This window comes from Paenibacillus sp. FSL R5-0473 (assembly GCF_038004565.1).
Lineage (GTDB): Bacteria > Bacillota > Bacilli > Paenibacillales > Paenibacillaceae > Paenibacillus > Paenibacillus amylolyticus.
Window position 1 is genome coordinate 5,962,341 of sequence record NZ_JBBORL010000001.1, and the last position, 14,379, is coordinate 5,976,719.

A 14,379-nucleotide genomic window follows, 5' to 3' on the forward strand; every position below is an offset into this window, starting at 1 on the left:
GCGCATGTTGAGGCATAATGGGTGATGGATCAGCCATACTATCTTATGGATAATTCAGGGAAAGCAAGCGGGGCGTGGCTTTGCGGTGTGACGTGTAGAGTTGAAATGAGTGTAAAACCTGTGTTAAAGTATACGGGTGTGATAAAAGGTTAAAATTTTGACACTTTTACGAGCGCAGCTAAAGTCCTGATTTTGCGGACACCCAATACAAGTATCAACGAGCATGGGACAGACACGATGGGTGATGTCTTGACAGAAATGCGAACTGAGAAGTGCTGAAAAGGAGAGAATCATGAAAGGTTTCAGAGGCATACGCCAACCGGGCAAAGACCGGGTACACGAACAATCCGGGGAACACCGGACGGCCGAAGACAAAAACAACATGAGCATGTCCACCTTCAGTGTGAATAAGAAGCGCGTTCTGGCCTCGCGCAAATGGATCATTACAGCAGCATGTGGTGTATTCATCGCAGCATCGCTCGGGTTCGCAGGCAAACAATATGTTACTGCAAACACCGTACCGTATTATAAAGTAATGGTTAAAGGTAGCGAGATTGGTACCATTGCAGATGAGGCACAATTACAACAACTATTTACAGACAAAACTGAGGAATATCAACATAAATATCCGGATGCAGAGATGGTGCTGAACACGGATGGCATCACAACCGAAACGGTAAGAGCGTACAAACCTGAAGTGAACAGTGACGAGACGCTAGACAAACTGGGTGACATGCTGACAGCCTACGCCCAAGGTGTGGAGCTCAAGGTAGACGGTGAAGTCATTGGTATCGTGAAGGATCAGGCAACAGCGGATGCAATCCTGGAACAAGTGCAGAGCAAATACATATCGGCATCGGCGGTGCGAAGTTCGCTGAAGACGAAGTCGGTATCGGCTAACTCCTCGAAGAAAGACGAGGGACCAAGCACAACCCTGAAGTCGGTAGGCATTAAGGAAGATGTTGCGACGGATGTGGTGAAGGCTGATCCAAACAAAATATGGGATGTGTCCGAGGCGGTTAAGGCTTTAACCGTTGGTAAAGACGCGCCTGTAACTTATTTGGTTCGTGAAGGAGATACGATCTCTTCGATCGCTGCCAAGTATGAAATCACACAAAGCGAGATTCGCCAGCATAATCCGGGCATCAAGGAAACGTCGCTTCAAATTGGAGACGAACTGACCCTGACCGTGCCTAAACCAGCAGTAACCGTTAAGTCGGTTGAGCAGGTTGTTGAACAGATTGAGATCAAACCGCAAGTTGAAGTGCGCAAAAGTGCCGATTTGAAAGCTGGTACAACTAAAGTCGTGCGTCCAGGACAAAGCGGGTTAAAAAGCATGCAGTACCGTATAACCAAAGAAAATGGTGAAGTGGTTCAGGAAGAGTGGCTTGGCCAGGAAGTGATCAAAGTCGCCGTAACCGAAGTAGTTCTTAGTGGAACAAAAGTTGTTGGTGAGGGCTCAGGTGAATTTGCTTGGCCGGTATCAAATGCAACGATGAGCAGCAGCTATGGACAACGCTGGGGTCGCCAGCACAAAGGTGTCGATCTGGTAGGTAACCGCGATGTGAAAGCGTCTGATGAGGGTGTAATTACTTTTGCAGGACAGAAAAGCGGTTATGGTAATGTCATCATTATTAACCACCGTAACGGATACGAAACACTGTATGGTCATCTGAACAGTATTGGCGTTAAGGTTGGGCAAGTGGTTGAAAAAGGCGAGAGTATCGGCGTTATGGGCAACACGGGTCGTTCGACTGGAACACATCTGCATTTTGAGATTATTAAGAATGGAACGGTAGAAAATCCGTTAACGTATCTGAACTAATATAGAGCTTAAGTAGAGCAAGGTTGGCTATGATGCTGGCCTTGTTTTTTGTTGCTGTAAAAAATTTTCAAATGAAAGACCTTTCAAGCCTCCGATCGGGATGTGACGGTGCTTCAGGTATGTTAAACTAGAGAGTATAAACAACAAACTAGAGAAACAAATCAAGCAGGCTTGGTACAAGCTAAACATAGAAGAGAGATATAGACGCTAACGCGGATTAAGCAGGATATAGGGGTGAACTTAGCCGATGCAGGGGAAGATTTTGGTGGTGGACGATGAACAGCCCATCGCGGACATTCTGAAGTTTAATTTGGAAAAAGAGGGGTACGAGGTCATCTGTGCATTTGATGGCATTCGTGCGGTTGAACTGGCGTTATCCGAGAAACCGGATCTGATGCTGCTGGATCTGATGCTCCCGGGCAAGGATGGTATGGATGTATGTCGTGAAGTGCGCGCTCATCTGGAGATGCCAATCATTATGCTTACCGCCAAAGATGGCGAGATCGACAAGGTGCTCGGACTGGAATTGGGTGCGGATGATTACGTGACGAAGCCGTTTAGCACACGTGAGTTGCTTGCACGGGTGAAGGCACAGATGCGCAGACGGCAAAAGCTTGCGATTACGGCTGAAGCGCACGAAGACGAAGAGAAGCAGGTCATGCGGCTGTTTGATCTGGCGTTTGATATGGACATGTATACGGCTTACAAAGGCGGGGAACCGCTCGATCTGACCCACCGTGAATATGAACTTCTCTATTATATGGCGAAGCATTCCGGCAAGGTTATGACACGGGAACATCTGCTGCAAGCCGTATGGGGATATGAATATTTCGGCGATGTACGCACCGTGGATGTTACGATTCGTCGTCTGCGTGAGAAGATTGAGGAGAATCCAAGCAAACCGGAAACGATTCTGACACGCCGCGGGCTCGGTTATCTCGTGCGCAGTGCCAAAAGCGTGGGGATATAATGGGCCGATTCGCGCGATTTTCGTTCTTTCGAACGATTCAGGCGAAATTGATAATTATCTATGTACTGCTGATTCTGATTGCGATGCAATTGATCGGGGTTTATTTTGTGAGCGCGATGAAGAACTCACTAACGAGCAACTTTACGGAAGACTTGCAGGCGCGTGCGGAGATGCTGTCGGTTCTCGTGGGGGAGACGATGGCGGGTGGAGAAGCAGAGGCTGGCGAGGACAAAACGGAAAATCTGCGTGTGCTGGTGAACAACCTGTTCAACATTAACGGTGCCGAGATTCAGGTGCTGGATGCCAGCGGCAAAGTACTGACGACCTCGCTAAGTTCACATTCGGACTATGTCGGGCGCAAAAACACCCAGACCGTCGTCAGCCGTGCGCTGCAAGGCATTCGGGACAATGAGGAATATATCGTGGACGAGGATAATGTTCGCAAAAAGGTCGTCGCCAAGCCGGTGCTGTCCGGCGGCAAGATCATTGGCGCGGTCTACATCGCGGCATCCATGAACGAGCTGTATTCCACGATGGAGGGAATCAACAAAATCTTCATCTCCGGCATCCTGATTGCCCTGGTGTTAACGGCGGTGCTTGGCGTGATTCTGTCCCATACGATCACGCAGCCGATTAAGGAAGTGACTCGGAGAGCGACAGCGGTCGCAGAAGGTAACTTTGATCAACAGACACCTGTATTTGGCACGGATGAGATTGGTCAGCTCAGTCGGGCTTTTAACTATATGACCAGCAGGCTTCGGGATGCACTTTCACTGAATGAAGAGGAGAAGGAGAAGTTGACCTCCATTCTGACGAATATGAGTGATGGTGTGGTTGCTACGGATGAGTACGGTAAAGTTATTCTCGTAAACCGTCGTGCCAGCAGCATTCTGGGTATGCATCCTGCTGATATTGAAGGAAGACACTTCGCTATATTACTCGGCATTGATCCGGAGGATGCGGAAGCCCTCGCGAGTGGTTTCACAGGTTCAACTTTGCTGCAGATTGCACCCGCAGGACAAGAAGAGCCTGTGGTCATTCGGATGACGTTCACACCGGTTCATCGACGTGAACGGGGAATCACGGGAACCATTGCCGTACTTCAGGATGTTACCGAGCAGGAAGAACTTGAAGCATCCCGGCGTGAATTTGTGGCCAATGTATCCCATGAACTGCGTACACCACTGACTACGATCAAGAGTTACGCGGAAGCGCTGGATGACGGTGCACTGGAAGACCCGCAGCTTGCCGGTCGTTTCGTGGGTGTTATTCAGAACGAGACGGAGCGAATGATACGACTGGTGACGGATCTGCTGCATTTATCGCGGCTTGATTCCAAAGAGGCTTTGCTACGGAAACAGCCAACAGACATCCTGGAAATGCTGGAGGAAGTGACGGATCGATTCTCGTTTCAGATGCATCAGAAGGATATTCAGCCTGTGCTGTCTGTAGAGAATGATATTCCGGCTGTTCCGCTGGATCGTGACCAGATTGATCAGGTGCTGGATAATGTCGTATCAAATGCGCTGAAATATACATTGGAAGGCGGCACCATTACGATTGCGGCCAGACGCAGTGATGAACACACACTTGCCATCTCGGTATCGGATACCGGAATGGGTATCCCACAGCGCGATCTGGATCGCATTTTTGAGCGGTTTTATCGGGTGGACAAGGCTCGTTCTCGCAGTATGGGAGGCACAGGGCTAGGACTGTCCATTGCCCGGGAAATTGTGAAGGCACATGATGGAAGCATCTCTCTGGAGTCTGAAGTAGACGTGGGTACGACAGTAACGTTCACACTGCCGATGCGTGAGAAAGGGGGTGAGCACCGTGAAGGAACGGATTAAATCCTTGGTGCTTGCTGCCCTTGTTGTAGCCAGTCTGGTTCAGAGTTATTTTCTGATCTACCGTTTGCCCGGAGGCGGGGATTCCATTGTGACGTCAGAAACGAACTATGTGAAGACGGAAAATATGGGTCAGGAACGAAATATTGAAGAATTGATCTTCCCTGATCAGATGATTATTCATCTGGGTGAGGATAAACATACGGTGTTTTACCCTGGCAATACGTTCTATCAGTTGATCTATTCAAGGTTACAGGGGCGAGCATTCGATGATTTTCAGCGCCGCAGTGTGCAATCGGTGAACTGGGATCAGATTCGCAAGGAGAACCCTGGGTTTGAGTTATCGTTCAAAGAAGGTATTCCCGTAGCATTGTTACAGCGGGTGATGAGGCTTGGGACGGATTCCTTATTCCAAGGGGAGACGATTAACCGAATCTCGATCTATACGTCCAAAAATGAAACGAAGGCCCATGCGCTGTTCTTCAGTGCCAAGGGAGACGTGGTATACGAAGCAACGCAGGCAGACCTGACAGTACAGGACGTGCAGCAGCATGTCGACTTCGGTACAAACTGGACGCCATATACGTTGATGGATGGCGGGTATTATATCCCGGCGGAAGCTCTGGAGACGATTGAGGCGGATGTGCCAACAGGTCAGTTCACGGTTGAGCAGATGCAGCGTAGTCTGTTCTTCGATCCAAGCATGACCCGGAATATCCGGGAAAAAGATGGATCGGAGATCTACACGGATAGTAAACGTAGTCTGCAGGTAAAACAGGAACAGCGCTGGATCAGTTACACCGATCCGGCGGCACCGCCTGCGGGACAGATTGATCCCGCGAAGGATGCGTTGTCTGCGGTTGACTTTGTGAATCAGCATGGTGGCTGGAAAGGCCGTTCGCGCATGATGCTGGAGACCGCCGACATCAAGACGCAGCTTGAATTCCAGCAGTATTATGGTAGCTATCCGATTATGGATTCCATGCAGTTCCGCTTTGGCACGATCAGCATGGAGATGCAACAGGAGACGGTATCCAGCTATGAACGATCGCTGGAATACCTGAACGAAGGTGCAGAGACGAAGAAATCGGTCAAATTGCCTGGCGGAGACAAGCTGAAGGCTCTTATTAAAAAGGTCGCAGGTGAGAATCGCCAGGTGGTGGATGTCTACCCGGCGTATCGTCCTTCTTCAATTGAGGACGGACTAAAGCTGATTCCGGTATGGGTTATTCGATTTGGAAATGGTGAGGAAACTACCGTATCTTGATAGGTTATAATCGTTGGACTAAAAGTAGCTGCACTTTATCACTACGCGTGCAGAATAACTTTCGATTGATAGGTGTGAGCTCCCCAAGGGAGTTTATACTTTCCCTTGGGCAGAGGGCAAATGGCTAACGAATCTGACACGCCTTAAATGCCGAATTAGCCTAGAACGCAAAATCTAACGAACCTCAGCGACGTTATTCGGGCAGAAAATGAGTGAAAACGGATGGAAAGCCTATAAATGAAAGAAATAACTTCTCTCAGATTCGTTAGATTACAAATTTGCGGAAAATGAAGCATATAAGGCGTGTGGAGTTCGTTAGCCAGCAGCGCTAACGTTAATAGAGATTAATTTTCCAAGAGTGTTTGAAAGTATTTCAGCCAGTTAACTGAGGGAGGTGAACGTATTGGATTGGGGACGGGCGAAAAATGTGTTGATCTATGCCTTTCTGCTGCTCAATCTGGTGCTGGGATACCAGATCTGGATGGATGCGCGAGAGACGGCCGGAGCCAATCTGGACTTCACCTCACTGGCAGATAATACACAGCAGGCGATGGAAGAGAAGGGCATTCAGGTGCTGGCTCCGATTCCAAATGAAACGCCAAAGCTGCCAAAGTTGTCCTATGAGTTCATTGAAGAGGACAGGGCTGGCGTGGATATGGAACTGGAACAGCCTGTAGATAGCAAGTTGATCTTCTCGCAAAGTGAGCTGGAAGATGCATTAGAGCGTGAGATTCCACAGATCGGGACATACCGGCTGGATCAGCTGATGGCCGAGGATGGGGCTTTTGTGCTTCACCCACTGGTCGATGGTAAATGGCCGCTCTTCAATGTGAGTCTGGAGCTATTCTACAGCGACCAGAAAATAACGGGTTACCGTCAGACTCCAGTGCGGATTACAACCGCAGAGGAGAGCGATCAGCAGGTGCTTCCGGCGTCGAAGGCGCTGGGAACGCTGATCGAGAACTTTTTGCCAAATGATGCAATTGTCAAAGATATTCAGCTGGGCTATTACGGCCAGTTGTTCAATTCAGATATACAGGTAGCGATGCCGGCATGGCGGTTCGTGCTGGAAAGTGGCGAAGTGTTGTACGTGCAGGGCATCAGTGGGGATGTATTCAGTCCCAAGACAGACAAACCAGGGGAGTAATGCGTTATGGGGATATATTTTACCGTGTTATCCAGCGGTTCGACAGGTAATGCCACAGTCATACAACATGGGGGTACCTCTCTCATGATTGACGCGGGTCTTAGTGCGAAGCGATTGGATGCACTGTTTCAGGAAAGGGAGATTTCTGGGGCAGAATTGGACGGGATTCTGGTTACACATGAACATTCCGATCACATTAAAGGACTAGGCGCGATGTCTCGGAAATATAATTTACCAATCTACGCGAATCTGAATACGTGGGCGGCACTGGAGAAGTCGGTTGGGGCGATTCCAGAGGAAAACCGGAGGGTATTTGAGACGGGTGAAAAGCATGATTTTGGGTCACTGCGCGTGGAATCCTTCGGGATCTCGCATGATGCGGCTGAGCCGGTAGGGTACACATTCGATGATGGTACGGAGAAGCTGTCTGTTGCAACCGATCTTGGGTACATGAGCGACAAGGTTCGCGATGCCATCTCTGATTCTGACGTGCTGGTGCTGGAGGCGAATCATGATGTCGAATTGCTGCGTATGGGGCGTTATCCATGGAACACCAAGCGCCGGATTTTGAGCGACATTGGGCATTTGTCGAACGAAGCGGCAGGGGCAGCGCTTAGTGAACTGATGAACGGACGCATCAAGCGCACGTATCTGGCACATCTTAGCCGAGATCATAATATGATGGACTTGGCAAAAATGTCGGTGCGCGACGCGATGGAGAGCCGTGGATGCTTTTATCGGGACCATGAGTTCAAACTCTGTGATACGTATTACGACCGTCCTACGCCATGGGATAGGGTGGGTGAGTCATAAAGCTGTCCAGTTCGGCGGCTTTGCGCTCGACTTCCTCGCGGGTTAGGATGCCTTTATCAATAAGTAGTTCAATGATGGTGCTGAGTGCAAGGGTATTTCGATAGTGTTCTTCCTTGAGATCGGCCAGCTTGGCCGCCATATGAACTTCATCCATGGCTGTGAGTGTACGTGTGCGATCCATATATATCCTCCTCTATGAAGCTTCGAATTGTCTTTTACTATTATTGTAGTCAGGCTTGATGGAAAACATTCCTCTTTTTGCCGCTAACATTTGTGTGATGAGACGTGTATGCTGAACCTGTGACTATGCAGGGGTGAAAAAGTTCTTCAAATTTGCAAAAATGGCGCTTAGCGGACCGGATTTTGTGGTGATAGATACTATGGACCTTTATTGTTAAGCGCGTTATAGCGGAAATTTGCTTTAATTTTCGTAAATATGCAACTTTTTGTGATTTGACGTGTTTAGTATATGAGGAGCATTGTGATTTTGGCTGTTTTGTGTGTGAAATGGCATGTCATAGAATGCGAGAGCATGATTGATAGAGTCACTGACAGAATGGCGTGTCCGTTCTGTTGTACATAGACGCTGTATCTTGATTTGATGCCGGGATGCGGCGATATGCAAGACCATTTTTTAAAATTGCAAAAAAGCATGGGAAACCGTTGGAGTCTTCACGTAACGAAGACGACAGAAGAAACCTGAAGAAACAGAGTGTTCGCCTTTAGGAACAAATTTTCACCTTGGAAGAGGGGATCAAAAAAATTTGTGAGTAACAGCGATCGGAAGGTTCATCTGTTGGCGGAGTGGTGTATGTGAGAACTCCATCGTTGATCCATGCGACAACTTAGGCGGCAGTCAGGGTCTTGATGCGTGACAACGAAGGGGAGAGGATCACGATGGGATTGTTTGGAGACGATTTTTATTCAACCAAAGTATCAAGACGCGCCGAACCTGAACAGAAAGGCAAACTTCAGATCATCCGCCCTGGAGGCAGAGCACGTGGACGTGACCGCTGGAGCAATCCGCGCAGATCGCGTACAGGAATCAGTTCCACAGTGAAGGTAGCTGTGATTAGCTCGGTGATCAGCTCCATCGTGACCGTCATGCTGTTTAGCTTCATCACACAGCCTGCTTCGTTACCGCTGGCTAATGCTACAGGTAATGGTGGTGGAGGCGGTGCACAGACAGCGCAGGCAGCTGATCCATACGATCGGATTATCCAGGCAGCAGCCCACGTTCGTCCTTCCGTGGTGAGCATTGTGAACCATAAAACGGGTAGCAGTCTATCGATGGAAGATTCGGCGCTGGGCTCAGGGGTCATTTTCAAGAAGGAAGATGGAAAGGCCTACATCATGACCAACCACCACGTCGTGGAGGGTGCGAGTGATCTGGAGATTGTGACCGTAGATGGGGAGACACACAAAGCGAAGCTGGTCGGTAAAGACCGTGTAAGTGACATTGCTGTATTATCGGCAGAAGATAAAGGGCTGGGTGCAGTCGCGGAAATTGGCGATTCCAGCAAACTTCAGCGCGGTCAAACGGTGCTGGCGATCGGGAACCCGCTCGGGCTGGGCGGCACGCTGACATCTGGAATTGTCAGTTACACGGATCGTATTCTACCTGTATCGATTAATCAGGACGGGGTGTACGACTGGGAACAGAATGTAATCCAGACGGATGCGGCGATTAATGAAGGTAATAGCGGCGGTGCTTTGGTCGATTTGAACGGCAAAGTGGTCGGCATCAACACGATGAAAATCTCGGATACGGGCGTTGAAGGTCTTGGCTTCGCGATTCCGATGAACGAAGTGATGAAAACGGTAGATTCCCTGCTCTTGAACGGCAAAGTATCTCGTCCATACCTGGGCGTGTACACGGTCGATCTGAGCAACCCTTATGCACCACTGGATGACGAGCAGCGTAAGGATCTGAAGCTGCCATCTCATGTGGACAGCGGTGTGGTTGTGCTGGAAGCATCCGGTCCGGCATCTGAAGCAGGTATGAAGCTGAATGATGTCATTACGGAATTTGACGGGCAAAAAATTACCTCCACGCTGGATCTGCGGAAATATCTGTACGATGAGAAGAAGATTGGAGATACGATTGAAGTGACCTTCTACCGGGATGGCAAAGTGGAGAAAGTATCGGTGAAGCTGACGGATAAACCGGAGTAAGGGAAGATCAACGAGCGAGCCCATACTGTTGCGTGGATTGAAATAGGGAATGCTAGAAGAGTGATCAGATCAACTGACCACTCTTTTTTAGTTGTTATGGGTGGATGTGCTCGTTCGACAGTAAATGAGTAGATCAACCATTTTTATATTCTCATGATCAGTTAGACCCGGAGCCAAAGGAGCAGATACATAAGACTAGGGCTGTGGTAAACTGTTGTCAATATGTTGGAGACGGTCGCTGATGCAATAACATCTGTTTGTCGATCATATTTTTATTTCAGAATGGAAGGGGTATTTTTGATGAAACATTTGAAGAAAAAGATGCTTGGGGGAACGAGTTTGGCTCTGTCCCTATTTATGTTGTCCGCCTGTGGGTCTGAGGTAGCTACGACAGGAGCATCTGTAGATACAAGTGCTCTGCAAGAGAAGATTGCAGGGCTTGAGAAGAAACTGGTGGAACAGGGAGCCAAGAGCGTTGAGCAGGAGCAAAAGATCGCAGCATTTGAGACCAAGTTGAATGAGCTGAGTACAAGTGTGATTGCGGTGGGTGAGGCTGGTGGTCAAACGCCTGTAACATCGGGAAACAATGGATCGGCCGGGAAAGGCGACGGGGTGCTGATTACCTTTGCCCAGTATGAGAAGCTTGAGGTTGGCATGTCGGTGGGAGATGTCATCGAGATCCTCGGCGGCGAAGGTGAAGCGCTGAGTGAAGCGGAGAATATGGTGGTTTACAACTATAAAGGCACAGCCGGCAATGGTGCTAATGCTGTTATTGCTTTTCAAGGCGGGAAGCTGTTGACGAAGGCGCAGTCGGGATTGAAGTAAAATTAGTATTGGACATGAAGAGTATGAATCTTTGGAATAAAGCGTATTACAGTGTTAGGGGAAGTTAAATAGGGGCCAATCAGAAAATTCTGGTTGGTTTTTTTTGTTTTTATAAAGTCTGTGAGTAGCAGAGAAATAATTAGATATAGATTTTTCTGATAATAACTTGACATACGCATTTAGTTGTAACTATAGTAGTTACATATAATGATTTGAAGGGGGATTCAGTCGAAGCAATTGTACAACCAGACTATAGGATGGTTTAAAAAATCAACGGAATTGGCTGCTGGATACATTGTTATGAATAAACGGCAGCGACATAAAGAGAGGGAGATCAATTAAATGTTTATTAAAAAATCATCAGTGGGCGTTATGCTCGTTCTATGTTTCATGTTAATTCTGAGTGCTTGTGCGGGTACAGCAAGTAAAACCGAAAATGCGGAAGATTCTTCATCCAATGCTGCTAGTGCTGGAAATACAAAGAGCGAGGAAACAAACACACCAGTGGTGGAGCTGAAAGTGACTACCTATAATCCTGGGGAAAACAGCATTTTTGGCGTTTCATCAAACCTGATTGAAGGTCCAACTGAAGTCGTGCTTGTTGATGCGCAGTTCCAAAAGAATGATGCCGAGCAATTGGTCAAAATGATTAAAGATACGGGTAAAAAACTGACCACCGTATATATCAGCCACAAGGACCCGGACTACTACTTCGGTCTATCGGTGATCCGTGAGGCGTTCCCTGATGCAAAAATCGTTGCGACTCCAGCAACGGTGGAAGGAATCAAGGAAACTATTCAAGTGAAGAATGAATATTGGAATCCGATTTTGAAAGAAAATGCACCGACTGCACAGATTGTTCCGAACGTCCTTGAGGGTGCTCAATTGACCGTAGATGGGGAAACCGTAGAGATTATCGGTCTAGATGGTTCCGATCCGTCCCATACATTCCTGTGGATTCCTTCCATTAAAACTGTTCTGGGTGGTGTTCCTGTCTATGAAAATTCGCATGTTTGGATTGCAGATAACCAAACGCCAGAGAGCCGTGACTACTGGCGCCAATTGCTAGACCAAATTATTGCATTGAATCCAGAGCGAGTGATTCCAGGTCATTACCTGGGTACCAGTGCCGGGGATATATCGAGTGTTACATTCACTCGTGATTATATTGCTAAATTTGAAGCAGAGGCAGAGACAGCCAAAGATTCTAAAGAACTGATTGCAGCCATGGAAAAAGCATATCCGGACTTTACGAATACAGGCGATCTGGAGACGAGCGCTCAGGTAATTAAAGGCGAAATTTCTTGGCCTTAAGTATAACGATGGACTTTTGAAAACGGTATAAGTAAAGGGCAAACATCCTTATCCTGTTATGTGGGAGGGATGTTTTTGCTGTCATTAGGCGTGTAGGGGTTTCTTTTCGGCGGCAGGTGTGATAGAACTGAGAAGTGGCTATCCTGTAATGGGATACGCGGTTGTGAATCGGGAACATAGCTGGTTACAGAAAGGATGCTTAACGGATGTACGTTGTATGCAAAGAACACGTGGACATTGCCATCGACATGTTTGTCGATGAGTATGAGGACGCTCCAGATATCGTTGATCTGAAGGAGACGGAATTTGCCGATTGGGACCCGCCTGCGAAGTGCGCCGAGTGCGAACAGCATGCGGAATTTCTCGTCGTTTAGCGTACTGTAGGACTTAGATGGTCGGAGGCGTGACTTAAGGTTGCGCTTCGGGCTGACTTTCCATCCGGTATGAACATCACAGCAAGAAGCCAAGGAGAGCGTGATGAGCGCTCTTTTTGTCTTTTTGGGGGAGATTGGTGGTGGTTGTTAGGCAGCGTGGAGCTGGGTGGGGACGTAGGGGTTAACGTGGGAGTAGGCGAGGGTAGGGGAAGATTAAGGTAGGTGTAGGTGCCGAGTTCCGATTTGGGAGGGAGCTCAGTTGTAGTAAAGGTGCAAGTTGTGGTAATAGAAATGGAAGCTTCTGGGGCGTGGGGAAAGTAAATTTGGGTGACAGCGATGTGGTTAAGGATGGAGGTTTGGTTGGGCCAAGTAGCTCTAACGAACCGGAGACGCCTTATTTGAGGCAAACACCGCCTGGTTGAAATCTAACGAATCGTAGACACGTTATATTACTGAAAAGGCTTCGAAAGAGGTGGGGAGTACTCGTTTGATGCGAAATAGCGTGTTTCAGATTCGTTAGATTTTAAAGTAGCCGAAATGGGGCTGAATAAGGTGTGTGGGATTCGTTAGAATTTGGAGAAATGTGTAGTATAGGTATAATACAGTTGGAACGAACGATGCAATGAAGCATCTTACTTATAGAATATCTCGCAAGACAATTTAGGAGGAATGAGTTTTCATGTTTATTCAGATTATTGGCGTAGGCAAATTAAAGGAAAAATATTTGACGCTGGGCATTCAGGAATATGCCAAGCGGCTCTCCCCGTACATCAAGTTTCAGATGATCGAGGTCGCAGACGAAAAGGCGCCCGATACCCTGAGCGAAGCTGAGGTTCGGGCGGTAAAAGAGCGCGAGGGCGAACGCATCCTCGCGCATGTGAAGAGCGAGGCGCATGTTGTCGCGCTCGCGTTGGATGGCCAGCTCTGGAGTTCCGAGGAGCTGGCATTGGAGATCGACAAGCTCGGCACGTATGGGACGAGCCATGTCGTGTTTGTCATCGGAGGAAGCCATGGGCTCTCCGATGAGGTGTTGCGCCGCGCGAAGCAGCGCTTGAGCTTCGGGCGCATGACCCTGCCGCATCAGCTTATGCGGCTGGTATTGGTGGAGCAGATTTATCGCGCGGTGAAGATAAATCGGAATGAACCGTACCACAAGTAGGGCGAAATTTGCTTGATGTCAACATCTTTGATCCGATATTACCCCGTCTCCTCCATGGAAGAGCGAAGTGTGGAGAGATACCTCGGCCAAGCACTCTCCAACTGCTCCTGTTCCTCTGGTGTGGGCACGACCAGCTCACTGTTCTCCAGGGACACCCGGTCGGTCTGTCACCTTCTCCAGAAAGTGTCCTTGCTGACGCCTCTCCAGCTTACGGATCAAGCCCTTGGCGTGTTGCTTGTCCATCACGAATTTGTCAGGGTCCGCCTTGTGTTTGGCATAGCGGCGAATCTGCTTGTAATAGGCCATCGTATAGTGCTCCAGCATGGCGAGTTGGCGCTCCTGGTCGTAGCCAAGATGACGGCGGCCTAGCGCAATGGTTGCCGACATCCGCAGTACATCATACAGATAGGAGCCGATGCAGCCTTCATCAAAATCATTCACATCATACACAATCTGGCCCGATTCATCACAGAATGCTCCGAAATTTTCAAAGTGCAAATCGCCCTGAATCCATGTCGGCTGTTCTACCGATGTGTGATAGAGAAATAATGACGTGTAGCATCATAATAGAACAGATAGGCACTTCCCCGGAAGAAGGAGAACGACGTTTGCATTATTTTCCGGTAATTCTCAGCAAGCTCCTTCTGATCCAGCTTCATAAAC

Annotated in this window: 14 protein-coding genes; 11 read left to right on the forward strand and 3 right to left on the reverse strand. The window is 48.5% G+C overall.

Annotated features, from left to right (window positions below; translation table 11 throughout):
• Window positions 1–292: 292 nt before the first annotated feature.
• The 6 genes from MKY28_RS26330 to MKY28_RS26355 all read left to right on the forward strand — a co-directional run bounded on the left by MKY28_RS26330 (window position 293) and on the right by MKY28_RS26355 (window position 7,869).
• Complete coding sequence (locus MKY28_RS26330; RefSeq protein WP_340937394.1) at window positions 293–1,825, forward strand: peptidoglycan DD-metalloendopeptidase family protein; 1,533 nt, start codon at window positions 293–295, stop codon at window positions 1,823–1,825.
• 247 nt (window positions 1,826–2,072) lie between these two features.
• Window positions 2,073–2,795, forward strand: coding sequence for a response regulator YycF (gene yycF / locus MKY28_RS26335; RefSeq protein ID WP_017691453.1), 723 nt, complete (start codon window positions 2,073–2,075; stop codon window positions 2,793–2,795).
• The gene (gene walK / locus MKY28_RS26340; RefSeq protein ID WP_076216658.1) at window positions 2,795–4,645 is read left to right on the forward strand and encodes a cell wall metabolism sensor histidine kinase WalK; all 1,851 of its coding nucleotides are present in this window, start codon (window positions 2,795–2,797) and stop codon (window positions 4,643–4,645) included. Before yycF ends, walK begins: the two co-directional genes overlap by 1 nt.
• Complete coding sequence (locus tag MKY28_RS26345) at window positions 4,629–5,909, forward strand: YycH family regulatory protein (RefSeq protein ID WP_076252171.1); 1,281 nt, start codon at window positions 4,629–4,631, stop codon at window positions 5,907–5,909. Before walK ends, MKY28_RS26345 begins: the two co-directional genes overlap by 17 nt.
• A 403-nt stretch (window positions 5,910–6,312) precedes the next feature.
• Window positions 6,313–7,056, forward strand: a complete 744-nt coding sequence (yycI, locus tag MKY28_RS26350) for a two-component system regulatory protein YycI (RefSeq protein WP_047841111.1) — start codon at window positions 6,313–6,315, stop codon at window positions 7,054–7,056.
• Window positions 7,057–7,062: 6 nt separating this feature from the next.
• Window positions 7,063–7,869 carry an MBL fold metallo-hydrolase gene (locus MKY28_RS26355; protein ID WP_340018824.1) on the forward strand — a complete coding sequence of 269 codons (807 nt, stop codon included), beginning with the start codon at window positions 7,063–7,065 and terminating at the stop codon, window positions 7,867–7,869.
• Here MKY28_RS26355 and MKY28_RS26360 read toward each other — a convergent pair.
• Complete coding sequence (locus tag MKY28_RS26360; RefSeq protein WP_340018823.1) at window positions 7,838–8,050, reverse strand: hypothetical protein; 213 nt, start codon at window positions 8,048–8,050, stop codon at window positions 7,838–7,840. The genes MKY28_RS26355 and MKY28_RS26360 overlap by 32 nt on opposite strands.
• A gap of 716 nt (window positions 8,051–8,766) precedes the next feature.
• Here MKY28_RS26360 and MKY28_RS26365 point away from each other — a divergent pair.
• From MKY28_RS26365 to rlmH, 5 genes are all read left to right on the forward strand, one after another.
• Window positions 8,767–10,044, forward strand: a complete 1,278-nt coding sequence (locus tag MKY28_RS26365; RefSeq protein WP_074092880.1) for a S1C family serine protease — start codon at window positions 8,767–8,769, stop codon at window positions 10,042–10,044.
• 309 nt (window positions 10,045–10,353) lie between these two features.
• Window positions 10,354–10,869, forward strand: coding sequence for a hypothetical protein (locus tag MKY28_RS26370; RefSeq protein ID WP_340937395.1), 516 nt, complete (start codon window positions 10,354–10,356; stop codon window positions 10,867–10,869).
• 342 nt (window positions 10,870–11,211) lie between these two features.
• Entirely contained in the window at window positions 11,212–12,183 is a 972-nt protein-coding gene (locus MKY28_RS26375) for an MBL fold metallo-hydrolase (protein WP_339190465.1), read from the forward strand.
• A gap of 206 nt (window positions 12,184–12,389) precedes the next feature.
• Complete coding sequence (locus MKY28_RS26380) at window positions 12,390–12,557, forward strand: CxxH/CxxC protein (protein ID WP_017691462.1); 168 nt, start codon at window positions 12,390–12,392, stop codon at window positions 12,555–12,557.
• Between the two features lie 679 nt (window positions 12,558–13,236).
• Complete coding sequence (gene rlmH / locus MKY28_RS26385; protein ID WP_339190467.1) at window positions 13,237–13,716, forward strand: 23S rRNA (pseudouridine(1915)-N(3))-methyltransferase RlmH; 480 nt, start codon at window positions 13,237–13,239, stop codon at window positions 13,714–13,716.
• A 135-nt stretch (window positions 13,717–13,851) separates the two neighbouring features.
• On the opposite strand, the gene MKY28_RS26390 is transcribed toward rlmH, so the two are convergent.
• Together MKY28_RS26390 and MKY28_RS26395 are read right to left on the reverse strand one after the other, a co-directional pair.
• The gene (locus tag MKY28_RS26390; RefSeq protein ID WP_339190469.1) at window positions 13,852–14,214 is read right to left on the reverse strand and encodes a DUF2252 family protein; all 363 of its coding nucleotides are present in this window, start codon (window positions 14,212–14,214) and stop codon (window positions 13,852–13,854) included.
• A gap of 26 nt (window positions 14,215–14,240) precedes the next feature.
• Window positions 14,241–14,375 (reverse strand): DUF2252 domain-containing protein, encoded by a 135-nt coding sequence (locus MKY28_RS26395; protein WP_257467764.1) that lies wholly within the window; start codon window positions 14,373–14,375, stop codon window positions 14,241–14,243.
• Window positions 14,376–14,379: the final 4 nt, after the last annotated feature.

Coding starts and splice junctions, on each gene's coding strand:
- MKY28_RS26330 (WP_340937394.1), top strand. CDS start 293: ATGAAAGGTTTCAGAGGCATACGCCAACCGGGCAAAGACCGGGTACAC.
- yycF (WP_017691453.1), top strand. CDS start 2,073: ATGCAGGGGAAGATTTTGGTGGTGGACGATGAACAGCCCATCGCGGAC.
- walK (WP_076216658.1), top strand. CDS start 2,795: ATGGGCCGATTCGCGCGATTTTCGTTCTTTCGAACGATTCAGGCGAAA.
- MKY28_RS26355 (WP_340018824.1), top strand. CDS start 7,063: ATGGGGATATATTTTACCGTGTTATCCAGCGGTTCGACAGGTAATGCC.
- MKY28_RS26360 (WP_340018823.1), bottom strand. CDS start 8,050: ATGGATCGCACACGTACACTCACAGCCATGGATGAAGTTCATATGGCG.
- MKY28_RS26365 (WP_074092880.1), top strand. CDS start 8,767: ATGGGATTGTTTGGAGACGATTTTTATTCAACCAAAGTATCAAGACGC.
- MKY28_RS26375 (WP_339190465.1), top strand. CDS start 11,212: ATGTTTATTAAAAAATCATCAGTGGGCGTTATGCTCGTTCTATGTTTC.
- MKY28_RS26380 (WP_017691462.1), top strand. CDS start 12,390: ATGTACGTTGTATGCAAAGAACACGTGGACATTGCCATCGACATGTTT.
- rlmH (WP_339190467.1), top strand. CDS start 13,237: ATGTTTATTCAGATTATTGGCGTAGGCAAATTAAAGGAAAAATATTTG.
- MKY28_RS26395 (WP_257467764.1), bottom strand. CDS start 14,375: ATGAAGCTGGATCAGAAGGAGCTTGCTGAGAATTACCGGAAAATAATG.